The 16,750-nt window shown below is 64.0% G+C and carries 16 protein-coding genes; 9 read left to right on the top strand and 7 right to left on the bottom strand.

The genetic code is table 11. The features are described from left to right. Nucleotides 1–116: 116 nt before the first annotated feature. Nucleotides 117–1,037: a bifunctional 5,10-methylenetetrahydrofolate dehydrogenase/5,10-methenyltetrahydrofolate cyclohydrolase gene (locus tag FJ954_RS07010; protein ID WP_015316504.1), complete on the top strand. Its 921-nt coding sequence runs from the start codon at nucleotides 117–119 to the stop codon at nucleotides 1,035–1,037. A gap of 8 nt (nucleotides 1,038–1,045) precedes the next feature. On the opposite strand, the gene glcF is transcribed toward FJ954_RS07010, so the two are convergent. The 4 genes from glcF to FJ954_RS06985 all read right to left on the bottom strand — a co-directional run bounded on the left by glcF (nucleotide 1,046) and on the right by FJ954_RS06985 (nucleotide 6,800). Beyond that, nucleotides 1,046–2,371 (bottom strand): glycolate oxidase subunit GlcF, encoded by a 1,326-nt coding sequence (gene glcF / locus FJ954_RS07005; protein WP_140660869.1) that lies wholly within the window; start codon nucleotides 2,369–2,371, stop codon nucleotides 1,046–1,048. Between the two features lie 10 nt (nucleotides 2,372–2,381). Beyond that, nucleotides 2,382–3,587 (bottom strand): FAD-binding protein, encoded by a 1,206-nt coding sequence (locus FJ954_RS07000; protein ID WP_140660868.1) that lies wholly within the window; start codon nucleotides 3,585–3,587, stop codon nucleotides 2,382–2,384. A gap of 238 nt (nucleotides 3,588–3,825) precedes the next feature. Continuing rightward, entirely contained in the window at nucleotides 3,826–5,322 is a 1,497-nt protein-coding gene (locus tag FJ954_RS06990; RefSeq protein ID WP_140660867.1) for an FAD-linked oxidase C-terminal domain-containing protein, read from the bottom strand. A gap of 155 nt (nucleotides 5,323–5,477) precedes the next feature. Beyond that, nucleotides 5,478–6,800 (bottom strand): DUF3422 family protein, encoded by a 1,323-nt coding sequence (locus tag FJ954_RS06985; protein ID WP_140660866.1) that lies wholly within the window; start codon nucleotides 6,798–6,800, stop codon nucleotides 5,478–5,480. A gap of 207 nt (nucleotides 6,801–7,007) precedes the next feature. On the opposite strand from FJ954_RS06985, the gene FJ954_RS06980 reads away from it, so the two are divergent. Genes FJ954_RS06980 through FJ954_RS06970 form a run of 3 tightly spaced genes read left to right on the top strand, consistent with a single transcriptional unit; the run spans nucleotide 7,008 to nucleotide 9,780 of the window. After that, a complete protein-coding gene (locus FJ954_RS06980) occupies nucleotides 7,008–7,811 on the top strand; it encodes an FCD domain-containing protein (protein WP_015316499.1) in 804 nt (267 codons plus the stop codon). A gap of 25 nt (nucleotides 7,812–7,836) precedes the next feature. Continuing rightward, complete coding sequence (locus FJ954_RS06975) at nucleotides 7,837–8,973, top strand: alpha-hydroxy acid oxidase (protein ID WP_015316498.1); 1,137 nt, start codon at nucleotides 7,837–7,839, stop codon at nucleotides 8,971–8,973. Nucleotides 8,974–9,006: 33 nt separating this feature from the next. Beyond that, nucleotides 9,007–9,780, top strand: a complete 774-nt coding sequence (locus FJ954_RS06970) for a metallophosphoesterase (protein WP_140660907.1) — start codon at nucleotides 9,007–9,009, stop codon at nucleotides 9,778–9,780. 66 nt (nucleotides 9,781–9,846) lie between these two features. Here the strand turns inward: FJ954_RS06970 and FJ954_RS32225 are convergent, their stop codons facing one another. Both FJ954_RS32225 and FJ954_RS06960 read right to left on the bottom strand, forming a co-directional pair. After that, a complete protein-coding gene (locus FJ954_RS32225; RefSeq protein ID WP_013893872.1) occupies nucleotides 9,847–9,978 on the bottom strand; it encodes a hypothetical protein in 132 nt (43 codons plus the stop codon). Between the two features lie 289 nt (nucleotides 9,979–10,267). Continuing rightward, complete coding sequence (locus FJ954_RS06960; protein WP_140660865.1) at nucleotides 10,268–10,966, bottom strand: type 1 glutamine amidotransferase; 699 nt, start codon at nucleotides 10,964–10,966, stop codon at nucleotides 10,268–10,270. A gap of 87 nt (nucleotides 10,967–11,053) precedes the next feature. Here FJ954_RS06960 and FJ954_RS06955 point away from each other — a divergent pair, with 87 nt between their 5' ends. The 4 genes from FJ954_RS06955 to FJ954_RS06940 all read left to right on the top strand — a co-directional run bounded on the left by FJ954_RS06955 (nucleotide 11,054) and on the right by FJ954_RS06940 (nucleotide 15,107). After that, nucleotides 11,054–11,701, top strand: coding sequence for a hypothetical protein (locus FJ954_RS06955; protein WP_015316495.1), 648 nt, complete (start codon nucleotides 11,054–11,056; stop codon nucleotides 11,699–11,701). Between the two features lie 31 nt (nucleotides 11,702–11,732). Next, nucleotides 11,733–12,467: a 16S rRNA (uracil(1498)-N(3))-methyltransferase gene (locus FJ954_RS06950; protein WP_015316494.1), complete on the top strand. Its 735-nt coding sequence runs from the start codon at nucleotides 11,733–11,735 to the stop codon at nucleotides 12,465–12,467. A 144-nt stretch (nucleotides 12,468–12,611) separates the two neighbouring features. After that, nucleotides 12,612–13,985 carry a glutamate--cysteine ligase gene (locus FJ954_RS06945; protein ID WP_140660864.1) on the top strand — a complete coding sequence of 458 codons (1,374 nt, stop codon included), beginning with the start codon at nucleotides 12,612–12,614 and terminating at the stop codon, nucleotides 13,983–13,985. 90 nt (nucleotides 13,986–14,075) lie between these two features. Then, nucleotides 14,076–15,107: a DUF937 domain-containing protein gene (locus FJ954_RS06940; RefSeq protein WP_140660863.1), complete on the top strand. Its 1,032-nt coding sequence runs from the start codon at nucleotides 14,076–14,078 to the stop codon at nucleotides 15,105–15,107. 160 nt (nucleotides 15,108–15,267) lie between these two features. Here FJ954_RS06940 and FJ954_RS06935 read toward each other — a convergent pair whose 3' ends face one another. After that, complete coding sequence (locus FJ954_RS06935) at nucleotides 15,268–15,558, bottom strand: DUF1127 domain-containing protein (protein WP_140660862.1); 291 nt, start codon at nucleotides 15,556–15,558, stop codon at nucleotides 15,268–15,270. Nucleotides 15,559–15,792: 234 nt separating this feature from the next. Between FJ954_RS06935 and FJ954_RS06930 the strand changes: the two genes are divergently transcribed. Then, nucleotides 15,793–16,749, top strand: coding sequence for a LysR substrate-binding domain-containing protein (locus tag FJ954_RS06930; RefSeq protein WP_015316490.1), 957 nt, complete (start codon nucleotides 15,793–15,795; stop codon nucleotides 16,747–16,749). Nucleotide 16,750: the final 1 nt, after the last annotated feature.

The raw sequence follows: 16,750 nt of genomic DNA, 5'->3' as shown, positions 1-16,750 counted from the left end.
TTTCGTTTCACGGTGCGACAGGTCGCCCCGGAGGCACGGTGTTTCGTTTTCAGGGCTGATTTCCGGGCCGTGCTCTGCTATTGCAGTGCACAATTTCCCCACCAAAGGTTCGAACCATGTCCCTGTCCGACGACAGCCGCTATCTCAGGGGCGGCCCGGTTGCCCAGCGCATCATCGCCGCCGTGCGCGAGGACGCGACCATTGCCAAGGCCGAGGGCTTTCCGCCCAAGCTGATCTCGATCACTGTCGGCGATACCGACGCCGTCGATGTCTATGTGCGCAACCAGCGTGCCAAGGCTCAACTCGCCGGCATCGATTTCGAGGAACGGCGCTTTCCCGCGACGATCACCTCAGGTGAACTCGAAGCAGCCATCCATGGGCTGAATGCCGATCCGCGTGTCACCGGCATCATCATCCAGCGGCCGGTGCCGGCGCATATCCCGATCAAAATGCTGCAGGCGGCTGTGCATCCGCTAAAGGACGTCGAGGGCATGCATCCGGCCTCGATCGGCAACATCGTCTACAACCAGCTCGATCTCGCGCCTTGCACGGCGGCCGCCTCGGTCGAACTGCTCAAGGAAACCGGCCTCGACCTCAAGGGGCTGGAAGTGGTCATCGTCGGCCATTCGGAAATCGTCGGCAAGCCGATCGCCTTCCTGCTGATGAGCGAAGGCGCGACGGTGACGGTCTGCCATCATATGACACGGTCGGTCGCCGCCCATGCGCGGCGCGCCGATGCGCTGTTCGTCGCCGTTGGCAAGCCACGGCTGATCAAGGCCGACATGGTCAAGCCGGGTGCCGCCGTCATCGACATCGGCATCAATTCGGAGGTCGGACCGGACGGCACGAGCCGCATCGTCGGCGACGTCGACACCGACAGCGTCAAGGAAGTGGCCTCGTGGATCACGCCGGTGCCGGGAGGCGTCGGTCCGCTGACGGTGGCGATCCTGCTGCGCAATACCATGGTCGCGCTCAGCCGCCAGCGCGCGCTCTACGAGGCGACCTACGGCACGTCGGACAGGCTTGCGGCGGAATAGCGCCCGGCCTACTCCGCAGCGACCAGGCTCTCATCCAAAATGCCATCCGGCCTCGGCCCGCCATAGGCCCAGTCGAGCAGTTTGATCGTGTGCACCACCGGCATGCTGGCGGCGGATGCGATCTGCGTGATGCAACCGATATTGCCGGTGGCGACGATCGAGGCGCCCGTCGCCTCGATGTTTTTCACCTTACGATCGCGCAGCCTGGCCGAAATCTCGGGCTGCAGGATGTTGTAGGTGCCGGCCGAGCCGCAGCAGAGATGGCCCTCGCGCGGCTCGCGCACAATGAAACCGGCCTTGGCGAGCAGCTCCTTCGGCTGCCGGGTGATCTTCTGGCCGTGCTGCATCGAGCAGGCCGAGTGATACGCAACGACAGTGCCGGGCTTGCGCACCGGTTCAGGGAGCTTGAGACTTGCCAGGTATTCGGTGATGTCCTTGGCCAGCGCCGACACGCGCGCGGCCTTGTCGGCATAGGCCGGATCGAGCCGCAGCATGAAGCCGTAGTCCTTGATCGTCGTGCCGCAGCCCGACGCGGTGATGACAATGGCGTCGAGCCCGCCCTGCTCGATGGAGCGTGTCCAGGCATCGACATTTTGCCTGGCCGAGGCAAGGGCGGCTTCTTCCCGCCCCATGTGATGAACCAGGGCGCCGCAGCAGCCCTCGCCCGGTGGCACCACGACCTCGACACCGAGCCGCGTCAGCAGCGAGATCGTGGTGTCGTTGATGGCGGGGTCAAGCACCGATTGCGCGCAGCCGCGCAGGATGGCGACGCGGCCCTTTTTCGTCCCCTGCCCGGCATGGACACCCGGCAAGGCCATCGGCGAGGCCGCCGGGATCGATGCAGGCGCGAGCTTGAGCATCGCGGCGAGCGGCTTCAGTGCAGGAATCTTCTCGAACAGGCCAATGAAAGGCTTGCCCAGCCCCGCAAGCTTGAGAGCGGCGCGGAAGCGCTGGGGATAAGGCAGCACGAAAGCCAGCATGGCGCGAGTCAGTCGGTCGAGCAGCGGCCGCTTGTAGGTTTCCTCGATATGGGCACGAGCATGGTCGACCAGATGCATGTAATTGACGCCCGACGGACAGGTGGTCATGCAGGCCAGGCAGGACAGGCAGCGGTCGATATGAGTGACGATTTCCTTATCGGCGGGACGGCCGTTTTCCAGCATGTCCTTGATCAGGTAGATGCGCCCGCGCGGCGAATCGAGCTCGTTGCCAAGCGTTACATAAGTTGGGCAGGTGGCGGTGCAGAAACCGCAATGCACGCATTTGCGCAGGATCTTTTCGGACTCGGCGACATCAGGGTCGGCAAGCTGGGCGGGCGAAAAATTGGTCTGCATCTCTGATGTCCTAGGCCATGCGGCCGGGATTGAGGATGTTCTTCGGGTCGAATTCCTGTTTCAGGCGCTGGCTGAGCGCCGCCAATGCCGGCGCCTGCGGCTCGAACACTGGCAGCGCGACACGATGGGCGGGAGCGGCGCGCACCAACGTCGCGTGGCCGCCGCCATGTTTCCGCAACAGCCCTCGAAGCAGGGTGGCTTCGGGATCGCCCTCCTCCATGCGCAGCCACACCAGCCCGCCCTGCCAGTCGTAGAAGGCACTGACGGCGGCTTGCATGCGTAGGGTCAGAACCATCTGGTGCCCCTGTGCGGGCGTCATCGAGACCCGCCAGACCGGCTTCTCGCTGCCGTCAACGAAGGGCCTGATATCGCGCACGTCGCGCCAGATTGCCTTGGAGGTCTCACCGGAAATCTCTTCCAGCGGCCCGGCCTTGCCGAGCAGGGTCTTCAGCGCGGTGATGCGATAGGCAACCGACGGGCCAAAGCCCTCGACGCGCAGCAGCGTGGCGGCTTCACTGCCGAGCATCCCGCCGGCAACGCGGGCGGCGATGCGCTCCGGCAGATGGGCAGCACTCGATACTTCCGCGCTGGAACCAAGGGCCAAGGCCATGGCGGCGCAGGCTGCATCATCGAGCAGGCCACGGACAGCGAGCGTGACTTCGGTCTCGGCCGCGGGCAGCACCTTGAAGGTGACGTCGGTAAAGACGGCCAGCGTGCCCCAGCTGTTGGCCATCAGCTTCGACATATCGTAGCCGGTGACGTTCTTGACCACGCGGCCGCCCGACTTGAAAGCTTCCCCCCGGCCGGAGACGACGTTGATGCCCAGGATATGATCGCGCGCGGCGCCCGCCTTCAGCCGGCGCGGACCGGACAGGTTGGCGCCGAGCACGCCGCCGATGGTGCCTTTGCCCGGCTCGCCGCCGAGCAGCGGGCCGTAGTCCATCGGCTCGAAGGCAAGCTGCTGGCCGTTTTCAGCCAGCAGCCTTTCGATCTCGGCCAGCGGCGTGCCTGACTTGGCCGACAGCACCAGTTCTGCGCGTTCATAGAGGGTCACGCCCGAGAGTTTCGACAGGTCGAGCGTATGCTCGGTCTGCAACGGACGGCCGATGCCGCGCTTGGAGCCGTGGCCGAGAATTTCGAGCGATGCTTCTTCTGCCGTCGCCCAGGCAACAGTGGAGAGGACTTCGGCTGAGGTGGTGGGGGTGAAGATGGTCATGCACGCGTGCCCTTCCTCTGCCCCGCAAAGCGGGCGAGAAGTGATAGGTCGCGTTTCTTCACACCCCCCTCTGTCCTGCCGGACATCTCCCCCGCAAGGGGGGAGATCAGATGCCGCATCGGATTTCGCCAACATCCAATGTCTGTTGAACGGCGAGACGCCGGAACTGCTAATCTCCCCCCTTGCGGGGGAGATGTCCGGCAGGACAGAGGGGGGTGTTCAAGCGCCAACATGTCCCTCAAAACCTCGGAATGTCGGGAAACGCCACCTGCCCGCGATGCACATGCATGCGCCCCAGTTCGGCGCAGCGGCGCAGTTGCGGGAACACCTTTCCGGGATTGAGCAGATGGTTGGGATCGAAGGCGCACTTGACGCGCATTTGCTGGTCGAGGTCGACCTGGTTGAACATTTCCGGCATCAGGTCGCGCTTCTCGACCCCGACGCCATGTTCGCCGGTGAGCACGCCACCAACCTTGACGCAAAGCCTCAGAATGTCAGCGCCAAAGCTTTCGGCCTTGTCGAGTTCACCAGGCACGTTGGCGTCATAAAGGATCAGGGGATGCAGATTGCCGTCGCCGGCGTGAAAGACATTGGCGACTCCGAGGCCGTATTTTTCCGACAGCTCGCGCATGCCGGCCAGCACGCGCGGCAACTCCTTGCGTGGGATCGTGCCGTCCATGCAGTAGTAATCGGGCGAGATGCGGCCAACGGCGGGGAATGCCGCCTTGCGGCCGGCCCAAAAACTCAGCCGCTCCTGCTCGGACTGCGAGATGCGGCAGGTGGTCGAGCCGTTGCGGATGGCGATCGCCTCGACCGCGGTGATGAGATGATCGACCTCGACGCCCGGCCCATCGAGCTCGACGATCAGCAGTGCCTCGACATCCAGGGGATATCCGGCATGGACGAAATCCTCCGCCGCGTGGATCGCCGGCCGGTCCATCATTTCCATGCCGCCCGGAATGATGCCGGCGCCGATGATGTCGGCCACGCATTGGCCGCCCTGCTCGCTGGTCGGAAAGCCGATCAGCAGCGCCCGCGCCGTCTCCGGCTTCTTCAGGATGCGCACGGTGACCTCGGTGACGACGCCGAGCAGACCTTCCGAACCGGTCATGACGCCGAGCAGGTCATAGGCTTCCGCATCGAGGTGGCCGCCGCCGAGCCGCACCACCTCGCCATTCATCAGGACCATCTCGATGCCAAGCACATTGTTGGCGGTGAGACCATATTTCAGGCAGTGCACGCCGCCGGAATTTTCGGCGACATTGCCGCCGATCGAGCAGGCGATCTGGGATGATGGGTCGGGGGCGTAGTAGAAACCCTCCTGCTCGACGGCGGACGTGATGCCGAGATTGGTGACGCCAGGCTGGGCGACGACGATGCGGTTGGGAAAATCGATCTCCAGGATGCGGTTGAACCGGCTCATGACCAGCAGCACCGCGTCTTCCAGCGGCAGCGCGCCGCCCGACAGCGAGGTGCCGGATCCGCGCGGCACGACGCGGATGTTGCGGTCGTTGCAGTATTTCAGCAGACGGGAAACCTGCGCCACCGTCTCGGGCAGGACCACGACCAGCGGCACTTGCCGGTAGGCAGTCAGGCCATCACTCTCGAAGGCCCGCATTTCATTGGCCGCGTCGACCACGCCCTCGCCCGGTACGATGATGCGCATGTCGGCGACGATTTCGCTGCGCCGGCGCAGCGTCTCGGCGTCTGGCTTGGGCATGGCAAGGCCGGACATCGGCGCTTCCTCCACTCAACTGGTAAAAATGATTTACCAGCTAGGGGCATTTGTTGCAAACCTTGCTTTGATGGCATCCGGGGCGGATGCAGGCAAGGCTTCCGCAGCGGCAATCTGCCGCTGCACATCCATCGCGCTTCGAAGCTTGGCGCGGTCTATTCGGCCGGATGCTTCGCCGGCTCGGAATGCATCTGTCGCACCCTGCGCACGCCCCACCAGACCAGCAGGATGGCGACCGGCACCGATGCGGCGGTAACGACCTCCGGCGCGAAGGCGTGGCCAAAGACCGACGCGCCCTTGGCGACATAGCCGATGAGGCCCACCACATAGTAGGAGACGGCGGCGACCGAGAGCCCTTCGACGGTCTGCTGCAGGCGCAGTTGCAGCCGGGCGCGGTTGTTCATCGAGGCGAGCAGATCGCGGTTCTGCTTCTCGACCTCGACATCCACCCAGGTGCGCAACAGCGTGGTGGCACGGGTCAGCTTTCGCGACAGATTGGCCTGGCGCTCCTCGACCGAGCGGCAGGTGCGCATGGCTGGCGCCATGCGCCGCAGCAGAAAGCCCGCCCAGGTGTCGTAGCCCAGCACTGGCTCCTCATCCAGTGCCTTGAGCCTTTCAGTGACGATGCCGTCATAAGCGCGACTGGCGCCGAAGCGGTAAAGGCTGGAAGCGGCATCAGCCTCCAGTTCGGCGGCAAGCTCCGTCAGGTCGGCGAGCAGCGTCTGGCTGTCGCGGGTCTCGGCAACTTTCATTTCCAGGGTCGTCTGTGCCAAGCGATCCTCGATGCGGCGGGCGCGGCTGGACAAGGTGAGCGCCAGCGGCAAGCCGAGCATGGCAAGCGTGCGGTAGGTCTCGATGTCGATCAGCCGCTGCGACAGCGCGCCGGTGCTGGCCGGGGTCAGACCACGATCAAGCACCAGCATGCGGGTCATGCCATCGCCGTCCTGGCGGAAGTCGGTGACAATAGCCGCGCTGCCGCGCTCGACGAGCGAGTGACAGAGGCTGGTCGGGTCGAAGCCGGCGATCAGCCTCTCGTTCGCCTGCGTCCACTTGCGGATCTCGAGCCGGATGCCCGAGATGACGGTTCCCGGCGGCGAAAAGCCATTGCCGAACGGCGAATCCTCTTGCCCCCGGCCATTCTCGGCCAGCGGTCCTTCCCAGAGATAGGTCGAGAACTCCGTATGCCGCTCCCAGCGCAGGGTGCCCTTGCCCCATTTCACGGCGTGGTGGCGGGCATGACGCTCGGGGGCGGCGATGCCGAGGCGGCGCGACAGTTCCGAAAGCACGGCATGGTCGACCGCGGAGCCTCCTTCGGTCATGAAGGAGAGCTGGACGAGGACACGCGGCTTCTCGACGAGTGGATGCGGACGGGCATGAACCTCGCCGAGCGCGCCGGGCCGGCCTTCATGCGCCGGAAAGCCCATGACGCTGCCTTGGCTGCGCGACTGGAATTCAAGATTGGACGTCTCGTCCGACACATCTGGTCCCCCTGGTTTCGACCCTTCGTGCAATGGTGCCGTCTTGCGGCAATCGACAAGGGACGTAAACAGCAAAGTTTAGCGCGAGGCGACGTGCCGGCGCGATGCGAAAATCGACCGAACCAGGCGAATTGGATAAATAATTTGACCAGTTGGCGACAGACGCTTTAATCTGCGCGACATTCATTCCGTCCCCAGGCGCTTCCTTTGAGCGATATTTTCTCCAGGATCGAGCATTCGCGCACCGCCGACGAAGTCGTGCAGCAGATCGAAAGCCTCATCCTCGAAGGCGTGCTGCGCACTGGCGACCGGCTGCCGGGCGAGCGCGAACTGGCGCGTCAGTTCGATGTGTCACGGCCCATCCTGCGCGATGCGCTGAAGGCGCTCGAAGGACGTGGGTTGCTGACGACCAAGGCCGGCGGCGGCACGCATGTCGCCGACATTATCGGCCAGTTGTTTACCAAGCCGGTGGCGGACCTGATCTCGACGCATCGCAAGGCTGTGACGGACTATCTGGAGTATCGCCGCGAGGTCGAGGGCATAGCCGCCGAATACGCGGCACGGCGTGCCACACCCGAAGACCTCGCCCTGCTCGACCGCATCATGGCGCGCATGGATGAGGCGCATCGCACCGGCGACTTCGACGACGAGGCGGAAATCGACGTTGAATTCCACCACGCGATCTGCGAATGCGCGCACAACATCCTGCTCTTGCACACGCTGCGCTCCTGCTACCGCCTCTTATCGGAAGGCGTGTTCCAGAACCGGCTGCTGGTGTTCACCGTGCCGGGCGCGCGAGAGGCGCTGCTGGCGCAGCACCGGGCGATCCACACCGCGGTCAGGGCTGGCGATCCGGCCGCCGCCCGCCAGGCGGCGATGGACCACATGACCTATGTCGAGCGCTCGATGGCGGAAGCCGAGCGCAGCGGCGACTGGCAACGCGTGTCGCGGCTGAGGCTAAGGCAGCGCTCAGAAACCGGCGGCAGCGAACCAGCGCGCAGCCGCTCCTAGTCAATTTGATCAAGCGGGGACCATCATGAGCGACATTCTCACCATCGCAGACCTCAAGGATCTCGCGCGCCGGCGCGTGCCCAAGATGTTCTTCGACTATGCCGACTCCGGCGCCTGGACCGAGAGCACCTACCGGGCAAACGAGGAAGACTTCCAGAAGATCAAGTTCCGCCAGCGCGTGCTGGTCGACATGAGCAACCGCTCGCTGGAATCGACCATGATCGGCCAGAAAGTGTCGATGCCGGTGGCGCTTGCGCCGACAGGCCTGACCGGCATGCAGCACGCCGACGGCGAGATGCTGGCAGCGCAGGCGGCTGAGGAATTCGGCGTGCCGTTCACGCTTTCGACGATGAGCATCTGCTCGATCGAGGATGTCGCGTCGGTGACGAAGAAACCGTTCTGGTTCCAGCTCTATGTGCTGCGCGACAAGGATTTCGTCCTCAACTTGATCGACCGGGCGAAGGCGGCGAAGTGCTCGGCGCTGGTGCTGACGCTCGACCTGCAGGTCCTCGGCCAGCGCCACAAGGACGTCCGCAATGGGCTTTCGGCGCCGCCCAAGATGACGCTCGCCAACATCGCCAACATCGCTGTGCGGCCTGGCTGGTGGATGGGCATGGCTGGCACGAAGCGCCGTACCTTCCGTAACATCGTCGGCCATGCCAAGGGCGTCGGCGATGTGGCTTCGTTGTCGTCATGGACGACCGAACAGTTCGATCCGCACCTGTCGTGGAAGGACGTCGCCTGGATCAAGGAGCGCTGGGGCGGCAAACTGATCCTCAAGGGCATCCTCGACAAGGAGGACGCGCTGATGGCAGCCAACACCGGCGCCGATGCCATCATCGTTTCCAATCATGGCGGCCGCCAACTCGACGGCGCATCGTCCTCCATCATGGCGCTGGAAGAGATCGCGGATGCGGTCGGCGACAGAATAGAAGTGCATATGGACGGCGGCATCCGCTCCGGCCAGGATGTGTTGAAAGCACTCTGCCTGGGCGCCAAGGGCACTTATATCGGCCGGCCGTTTCTTTACGGCCTGGGCGCGCTCGGCAAGGAAGGGGTTACCAAGGCGTTGGAAATCATCCGTAAGGAGATGGACATCACGCTGGCGCTGTGCGGAAAGCGTCTGGTCACCGACATGGGCAAGGACCAACTCCGGCGCTAGGCCATGACATCTGACCACGGAGATACCAAAACCTTGGCGGAACCCGGCATCCATTTCCTCGACGCACGCGGGCCGGACGGCGTGCGTCTCTACGCGATCGGCGACGTGCATGGCCGGCTCGACCTGCTGGCCGCCATGCACGGACAGATCGAGGCCGAGATCGCCAGGGACCTGGTCGCGGACTGGCGCATCATCCATCTTGGCGACTATGTCGATCGAGGGCCCGACTCCAAGGGCGTCATCGACTTCCTGATCGAAGCGCGCGAACGCGATCAGCGAAACATGATGCTGGCCGGCAACCACGACCTCGGCTTTCTCGACTTTCTCGAGACACCCGACCCCGAAGGGCTTTTCATCCGTTTTGGCGGCATCCAGACCGCGCAATCCTATGGGGTGACGATCAACAACGGCAGCGGCATCTGGTTCGGCAAGGCCGAGTCAGCCATGCGCAAGGGCCACCAAGCCTTGCTCGCAGCCGTGCCGCAAAGCCATATCGACTTCCTGCGGTCGCTGCCGTTCTCGGTGACGTCAGGCGACTTCTTCTTCTGCCATGCCGGCATAAGGCCAGGCATTGCGCTGGAGAAACAGAATATCCAGGACCTGATCTGGATCCGTGACGTCTTCCACGATCACGCCGGTCTCCTCCCGAAGATCGTGGTGCATGGCCACACGCCGGTCCCCGAGGCGGAAGTGATGGCCAACCGCGTCAATGTCGACACGCTTGCCTGGCAGTCAGGCATGCTTACCGCGCTCGTCGTGGACGGCGCGGACAAACGCATCCTGGAAATGTCGATAAAGGAACCTTGAGGCCCCGGCGCCCAAGGGCGCGAGGATACTGGCGCGAGGAATACTCGCGCGAGGGATGCCTGGGCTTTAGCGCAGGGAGGCGGTAACGCCGTAGCCGTCGACCGCATTGTGGTTGTTGGCGGCATCGGCGGCATAGATGCCAAGGCCGCAAAGCACGATGGCGGACAGCATGGCAAAGGACAGAAGAGCTGCTTTCACGGAGGTCATCTCTTGTTGAGCTTTCTGCATCTGTGCACGAGGCGGTTACCAATGCGTTGAAATGGAAAAATCGCTTCAAAGTTTCGACGATTTCGCGCTTCTAGGCGTGTTCTGTATCGATGGTGTGTCGCACGGGTCACACAAAAGGTTCATCCCGGTTGCACAGCCGATATAGCGCGCGCCTTCTAGGATAGCGGGCGGACCCAAGCCAAGGATGAAAAGGTTTTCCCCAGACGGATTCCGTCCCACGTGCCAATTATGTCACGCGGTAGGACGCGGAAGGGAATGCTCAGATCGTCGCCACCCAGGCACGGGCGATGGCGAGGCCCGCAGCATCGGCGTCAGGGCCGTTACGGGCCATTTCGCCCTCGAGCTCGCCGGCCCAGTCGGGATGGCGCGCGGCAATGGTCGGCGCGAAGGAGGAACTCCAGTCCTTCACCAGCGGCCGGTCGGCCTCGAAATGGAACTGGAAGCCGTAGACGGCACGGCCGACGCGAAACGCCTGGTTTTCGGCGACATCGTTGCCGGCGAGCCGCACGGCGTCGTCCGGCAGCTCGAATGTATCGTCGTGCCACTGGAAGATCGGGAATGTTTCCGGCAGTGCAGACAGCACCGGGTCGGCCTTGGCATCCGGGGTCAACGACACGCCGCGCCAGCCGAATTCATTGGCGCCGCCAATGCGGTTCTCGCCGCCAAAGGCGCGGGCGACGAGTTGACCCCCGAGACAGATGCCGAGCACTGCGCGGTCCTTGCCGGCAAAATCGCGGGTCAGTTCCAGCAGCGCCGGGAAATAGGGATAGTCTTCGTCGTCCAGTGCATTCTGGCCACCGCCGAGCACCACCATGGCATCATGGCCGGTTGCGTCCCGTGGCAGCGCATCACCCTTGTAGGGAAGGCGCACATCGAGATCGGCACCCGCTTCCGCGAGCGCCGCGCCAACCTGGCCAAGGCCGGTATTGTCGAAGTTCTGGACCACCAGCACCCGCATGGCAAACCCTGCTGACATGAAAACGAGGAAACCAGCGATATCATGCCGCCAGTATCGCAGCCAAGATGCGTATCCCAGGAGAAAACCATGCCACTGCAGAACCGGGTCGATCCGTTCGGCGCCATTCATGCCGTGCCGGAGCGCGGCCTGTTCACCGGCAATCGCGGCATCATCCACGACCCCGCGACAAAGACGCTCCTGAAAAAGCGCTGGGCGCTTCAGGCCTGGATCATCTGCGTGTGCCAATTCCGCAATGTGCGGCGCGAGCCGATGGGCCGCAACCGGGCCGATGGCAAGGCCGGCTGGACTGAACTGTTCTTCCTCGACGAGGTGACGGCGCTCGCCGCCGGGCATCGTCCCTGCTTCTTTTGCCAGCGCGAACGAGCCAGGGATTTTGTCAGGCGCTTCGGCCAAGCCTTCGTCATTGCCGAGCCGCGCGCGCCGCAGGTGGACAAACGGCTGCACAAGGAGCGGTTGGCGTCGGGTGGCAAACGGCCTGCCGTCGCGATGGACGCGCTTGCCCGCCTGCCCGACGGCGCGATGATCGCAACCGGCGGCAGCACCTACGCCTTGTGCCACGGCAAGGCGTTGCCATGGTCTTTTGCCGGATACGGCCCGCCTACCAGCCTGGGTCGGTTCGAGGACGAGACGCTGGTGCTGCTGACCCCGGAAACGACGGTTGCCATCCTGCGTCACGGCTTTCAGCCTGTGTGGCATCCCTCCGCCAAGGCTTGACGCCGGCGGCCGCCTCGCCCATTCCTCGGCCATGCGCGCCAACTACAAGATGCAACGTCTGTTCGTGCCCGACGACCTCGGACTGGACATCGAGGTCGAACCCGGCCAGCAGCAGAGCCATTATCTCCTGCATGTGCTGCGGCTCGCCGAAGGCGCCGAGATCCTTGTCTTCAATGGCCGCGACGGCGAGTGGTCGGCCGCGATATCAGCGAAATCGAAGCGCTCGGTGCGGCTGAAAGTGCTGGCGCTGCAAAGGCCGCAGCCGCCTTTGCCTGACCTGGTCTATTGCTTCGCACCGCTGAAGCAGGGCCGGCTGGATTATCTCGTGCAGAAGGCGGTCGAGATGGGCGCCGGCGTCCTGCAGCCGGTCATCACCCAGCACACGCAGGTGGCCAAGCCGTCGCTCGATCGCCTGCGCGCCAATGTCGTCGAGGCTGCCGAACAATGCGGCATCCTGGCGGTGCCGGAGGTTCGCGACGCGGAAAAATTCGAGCGCCTGCTGACCGGCTGGGACAAGGAACGCCGGTTGATCTTCTGCGACGAGGACGCCTCGACCAACAACCCACTGCCAGCATTGCAGACGGTGAAGGAGAAGAAGCTCGCCCTGCTGGTCGGGCCCGAGGGCGGCTTTTCCGACGAGGAGCGCAAGATGCTGCGCGCGCTTCCCTTCGTGACCGCCATTCCGCTCGGGCCGCGTATCCTGCGTGCCGACACGGCGGCCGTGGCAGCGCTTGCGGTGATGCAGGCAACAATCGGCGACTGGTAGTGCTCTGTCTCTTGCAAGAGGTGCTTGCTGGGCGTGGCCTTCAATTCCTCTTGACCTGTGGCTCAGGATTTTTCGCTTGATCGGCTACTGACATTTCGTCCATTTAGCGCCGGCGGTGGTCCAACCGCCTTTGAGGGCTTGAGAATGGCGCGCGACACAACCGATTTCCGGCCCATCGAAGGCATAGACGAGCTTGTCGAGCACCTGGCCGAAGGCAACAAGCCGCGCGAAAAATGGCGCATCGGCACCGAGCACGAGAAATTCCCGTTCTATGTCGATGGCAACGCACCGGTGCCCTATGGTGGTGAACGCGGCATCCGCGCCATCCTTGAAGGCATGCAGAACAAGCTTGGCTGGGATCCGATCATGGATGACGGCCGCATCATCGGCTTGGTCGAACCGACGGGCCAGGGGGCAATTTCGCTCGAGCCCGGCGGCCAGTTCGAGCTTTCCGGCGCGCCGCTGGAGACGATCCACCAGACCTGCCGCGAGGGCAACGCCCATCTGGCGCAGGTGCGCGAGATCGCCGAGCCGATGGGCATCCGCTTCCTCGGCCTCGGCGGCAGCCCGAAATGGTCGTTGGCCGAGACACCGAAAATGCCGAAGTCGCGCTATGAGATCATGACGCGCTACATGCCCAAGGTCGGCACCAAGGGCCTCGACATGATGTACCGCACCTGCACGATCCAGGTGAACCTCGACTTCGAGAGCGAGGCCGACATGCGCCGCAAGATGCAGGTGTCGCTGAAGCTGCAGCCGCTGTCGACCGCACTGTTCGCCAACTCGCCCTTCACCGACAGCCGGCCGAACGGGCTGCAGAGCTGGCGCGGCGACATCTGGCGCGACACCGACAACCAGCGCTCGGGCCTGCTCGAATTCTGCTTCTCGCCCGATTTCGGTTTCGCCGACTATGTCGAATGGGCACTCGACGTGCCGATGTATTTCGTCATTCGCGATGGCCGTTATCACGACATGACGCATATCACCTTCCGCCAGTTCATGGCCGGGGCCGCGCGCAATGAAGTGCCGGACGGGCTGCCGACGATGGGCGACTGGGCGAACCATCTGTCGACGCTGTTCCCGGACGTGCGGCTCAAGCGTTTCCTTGAAATGCGCGGCGCCGATGGCGGTCCCTGGCGGCGCATCTGCGCGCTGCCGGCCTTCTGGGTCGGGCTGCTCTACGACGAGGTGGCACTCGACGCGGCCGAGGCGTTGACGTCGAGCTGGACCTACAAGGAAGTCCTGGCCATGCGCAACGCCGTGCCGGAGCTCGGCATTGCCGCGCCCTTCCGCAACACGACGTTGCGCGAGGTCGCCCGCGACGTCATGGCCATTTCGCGCACGGGGTTGAAGAACCGCGGCAAGAAGAACCGTGACGGCTACGACGAAACCTCGTTCCTCAACACGCTCGACGAGGTCGTGGCGCGCGGCACCACCAGTGCGGAGGAGATGCTGTCGGCCTACCACACGCGCTGGGGCGGCTCGATCGAGCCGGTGTTCATGGAGTATGCCTATTAACCGCGAGCCATGGCGGGTGGCAAAAGTAACTTCAATCGGGCGCTGAAACGAATTAGGCTCTCTTTCGAGGATTTCCCGGAGGAGAAGCCGATGCCTACCTTGTTCGACATGCTGGCGCAGGCCCAGAACGGCAACGGCATGCAGGCGCTTGCCCAGCAATACGGGCTTTCGCTGCAGCAGACGCAGGCGGCGGTCGCCGCACTGCTGCCAGCCTTTTCACAAGGGTTGCAACGCAACACCGCCGATCCCTATGGGCTCGGCGCCTTCATGACGGCGATGGCAAGCGGCCAGCACGCCAAATATTTCGAGGACGCCACGCGCGCCTTCTCGCCGCAAGGCGTCGACGAGGGCAACGGCATTCTGGGACATCTGTTCGGTTCGAAAGACCTGTCGCGCGCCGTGGCCAGCCAGGCCGCGCAGGCGAGCGGCGTCAGCCAGCAGATCTTGCAGCAGATGCTGCCTGCTATCGCCTCGATGGTAATGGGCGGACTGTTCAAGCAGACGACAAACCAGATGCAGGCAGCGGCTGGTCTTGGCGGCGGCGGCAACAATCCACTGGGCGAGATCATCGAGCAGATGATGCGGCAAGGCGGCATGCAGGCGCCAGCGCCGCAACAGCGCCAGGCGCCACCGCCTCAGAACCCCATGGACAACCCGCTCGGCAAGGTCTTGCAGGACATGTTCGGCGGCGGCTCACCGCAGCCGCAAAGCCAGCCGCAGCCGGCGCCCAATCCCTATGGCGACAATCCGCTCGGCAAGGTGCTGCAGGACATGTTCGGTGGCGGCGCGCCGCAGCAACCACAAAGCCGGCCCCAGTCCCAGCAGACACAGAGCCCCTACGGCGACAACCCGCTGGGGAAAATCTTCGAGGAGATGCTGCGGCAAGGTGGAGGCGGCGGCCTCGGGATGCCCGGCGGGCAGCCGGCGCCGCAACCTGAAGCGCCGCAACCGCAGCAGCGCCAGGCACCACAGCCCCAAGCCAATCCGAGCGGACGGCCACGGAACCCGTTCGACGACATTTTCGGCAAGATGTTCCAGACCGGAGCCCAGCAGCGCGACGAATACCAGAAGGGCGTGGAAACGATCTTCGACCAGTTCAAGCGGGACATGGACCGGCGGTAGTCGCCCGGCCTTCGGTAAACCTTAAAGGAAAAGCCCGGTCCTTGGGAGGACCGGGCAGCGTGCAGGCAGGCCGGCGGGGAACCGGCAGGGAGTGGGGAGCCTGCAGAACCTTGGTCGCGCTGAACCGTGAAAGGGTTCAACGCAACCGAAGCTGAACCAATCAGGCCACCTTGCGAGCGATTTCCTCGATCGTTTCCACGCGATCGCTGGCGATCTCACGCAGGATTACCGTGGGATCGCGGCCAAACGGCACGTCGATGGCGACACAAAGGTCGGCGCGCGTCAGGCCGATATCGGCGAGTTCTGCATCCGACATCTCGCCAAGGCGGTAGAAGGCGCGGCGGTTTTTCCAGGCGCGGTAGGTGTTGGAGACAATGTTGGCCACGCGCGTCGCAACAGCCGGACGCGAGGTGATGCGCGAGGTCTCGGTGGCGAAATCGATCGTGGTCATGTCGGTCTCCTTCAGACTCGAACGGACGAAACCCGACGATCGGCGCTGGCGACAGCGGCCGTTCCGGTCTCAAATACAATTTTAGAAATGCATGTCGTCGTCTCAAAACCGGTGTCCACTTTTGGGCGACATGCATGGCTCTCATTTGGACAATGCCAATTTGCCATCGACCGATTGATTAATCCAACGAATGTTTCTAATCTTTAATATCAACAGCAGTGATGGATTGGACCGATGAAAGCGCCGCTCGATCTCGATCAATTGCAGACCTTCATCTCGATTGCCGATACCGGCAGCTTCACCCGCGCTGCGGAAGAAGTGCACCGCACCCAGTCGGCGGTGTCGATGCAGATGCGCCGGCTGGAGGAGCGGATCGGCAAGCCGCTGTTCGAGAAGGAGGGGCGCTCGAACAGGCTGACGGAGGAAGGCGACAAACTACTCTCCTACGCAAGGCGATTGCTCTATCTCAACCGCGAAACGCTCGCAGCCTTCGATGACCAGAGGCTCGAAGGCACGATCCGCATCGGCACGCCTGACGATTATGCGGACCGTTTCCTGCCCGAGATCATGGCACGGTTCACGCGCTCCAATCCGCGCGTCGAACTGACCGTCATCTGCGAACCGACGCCGGGGCTGGTCGAGCACATCAAGCGCGGCAATCTCGACCTGGCGCTGGTGACGCACAATGATGTGCGCGGCCAGTCGGAGGTGGTGCGGCGTGAACCGCTGCTCTGGGTCTCCTCGGCCAACCATGCGACACATGAACAGGAGACGCTGCCGATGGCCTTCGGCCGGCCGAACTGCATCTGGAGGCGCGCCGCGGTCGACGTGTTGGACCAGCAGAACCGCGACTACCGCATCCTGTTCACCAGTTTCTCAGCGACCGTGATCACCGCCGCCGTGCTGTCGGGGCTGGCGATCTCGGTGCTGCCGGAATGCGCGCTCAGGCCCGGCATGCGGGTGCTGGGCGAGGCGGACGGCTTCGGCGCCCTGCCCGACTGCCGCATCGGCATCATGCGCGGCCAGACCTCGCGGCCGGAGATCGTCGATGCGCTTGCCCGCCACATCTCGGAAAGCCTGGACAACATCTCGGTGCCGCTCGGCGAGGAGACGGGAACGTTCGATTTCGCGGCCCTCGCCTTCGCCAAGATGAAGCGAAGCAAGCCGAGCCAGATCCTGCCGGGCTGGTAAA

This window comes from Mesorhizobium sp. B2-3-15 (assembly GCF_006442875.1).
In the GTDB taxonomy this organism is placed as follows: Bacteria; Pseudomonadota; Alphaproteobacteria; order Rhizobiales; family Rhizobiaceae; genus Mesorhizobium; species Mesorhizobium australicum.
The sequence above is the reverse complement of the archived record's forward strand: the minus strand, read 5'-3'. Positions and strand labels throughout refer to the sequence as shown.

What these genes read in the sequence shown, in the direction of transcription:
- FJ954_RS07010 (WP_015316504.1), top strand. Translation starts at nt 117, where the DNA reads ATGTCCCTGTCCGACGACAGCCGCTATCTCAGGGGCGGCCCGGTTGCC.
- glcF (WP_140660869.1), bottom strand. Translation starts at nt 2,371, where the DNA reads ATGCAGACCAATTTTTCGCCCGCCCAGCTTGCCGACCCTGATGTCGCC.
- FJ954_RS07000 (WP_140660868.1), bottom strand. Translation starts at nt 3,587, where the DNA reads ATGACCATCTTCACCCCCACCACCTCAGCCGAAGTCCTCTCCACTGTT.
- FJ954_RS06990 (WP_140660867.1), bottom strand. Translation starts at nt 5,322, where the DNA reads ATGTCCGGCCTTGCCATGCCCAAGCCAGACGCCGAGACGCTGCGCCGG.
- FJ954_RS06975 (WP_015316498.1), top strand. Translation starts at nt 7,837, where the DNA reads ATGAGCGACATTCTCACCATCGCAGACCTCAAGGATCTCGCGCGCCGG.
- FJ954_RS06960 (WP_140660865.1), bottom strand. Translation starts at nt 10,966, where the DNA reads ATGCGGGTGCTGGTGGTCCAGAACTTCGACAATACCGGCCTTGGCCAG.
- FJ954_RS06955 (WP_015316495.1), top strand. Translation starts at nt 11,054, where the DNA reads ATGCCACTGCAGAACCGGGTCGATCCGTTCGGCGCCATTCATGCCGTG.
- FJ954_RS06950 (WP_015316494.1), top strand. Translation starts at nt 11,733, where the DNA reads ATGCGCGCCAACTACAAGATGCAACGTCTGTTCGTGCCCGACGACCTC.
- FJ954_RS06945 (WP_140660864.1), top strand. Translation starts at nt 12,612, where the DNA reads ATGGCGCGCGACACAACCGATTTCCGGCCCATCGAAGGCATAGACGAG.
- FJ954_RS06940 (WP_140660863.1), top strand. Translation starts at nt 14,076, where the DNA reads ATGCCTACCTTGTTCGACATGCTGGCGCAGGCCCAGAACGGCAACGGC.
- FJ954_RS06935 (WP_140660862.1), bottom strand. Translation starts at nt 15,558, where the DNA reads ATGACCACGATCGATTTCGCCACCGAGACCTCGCGCATCACCTCGCGT.
- FJ954_RS06930 (WP_015316490.1), top strand. Translation starts at nt 15,793, where the DNA reads ATGAAAGCGCCGCTCGATCTCGATCAATTGCAGACCTTCATCTCGATT.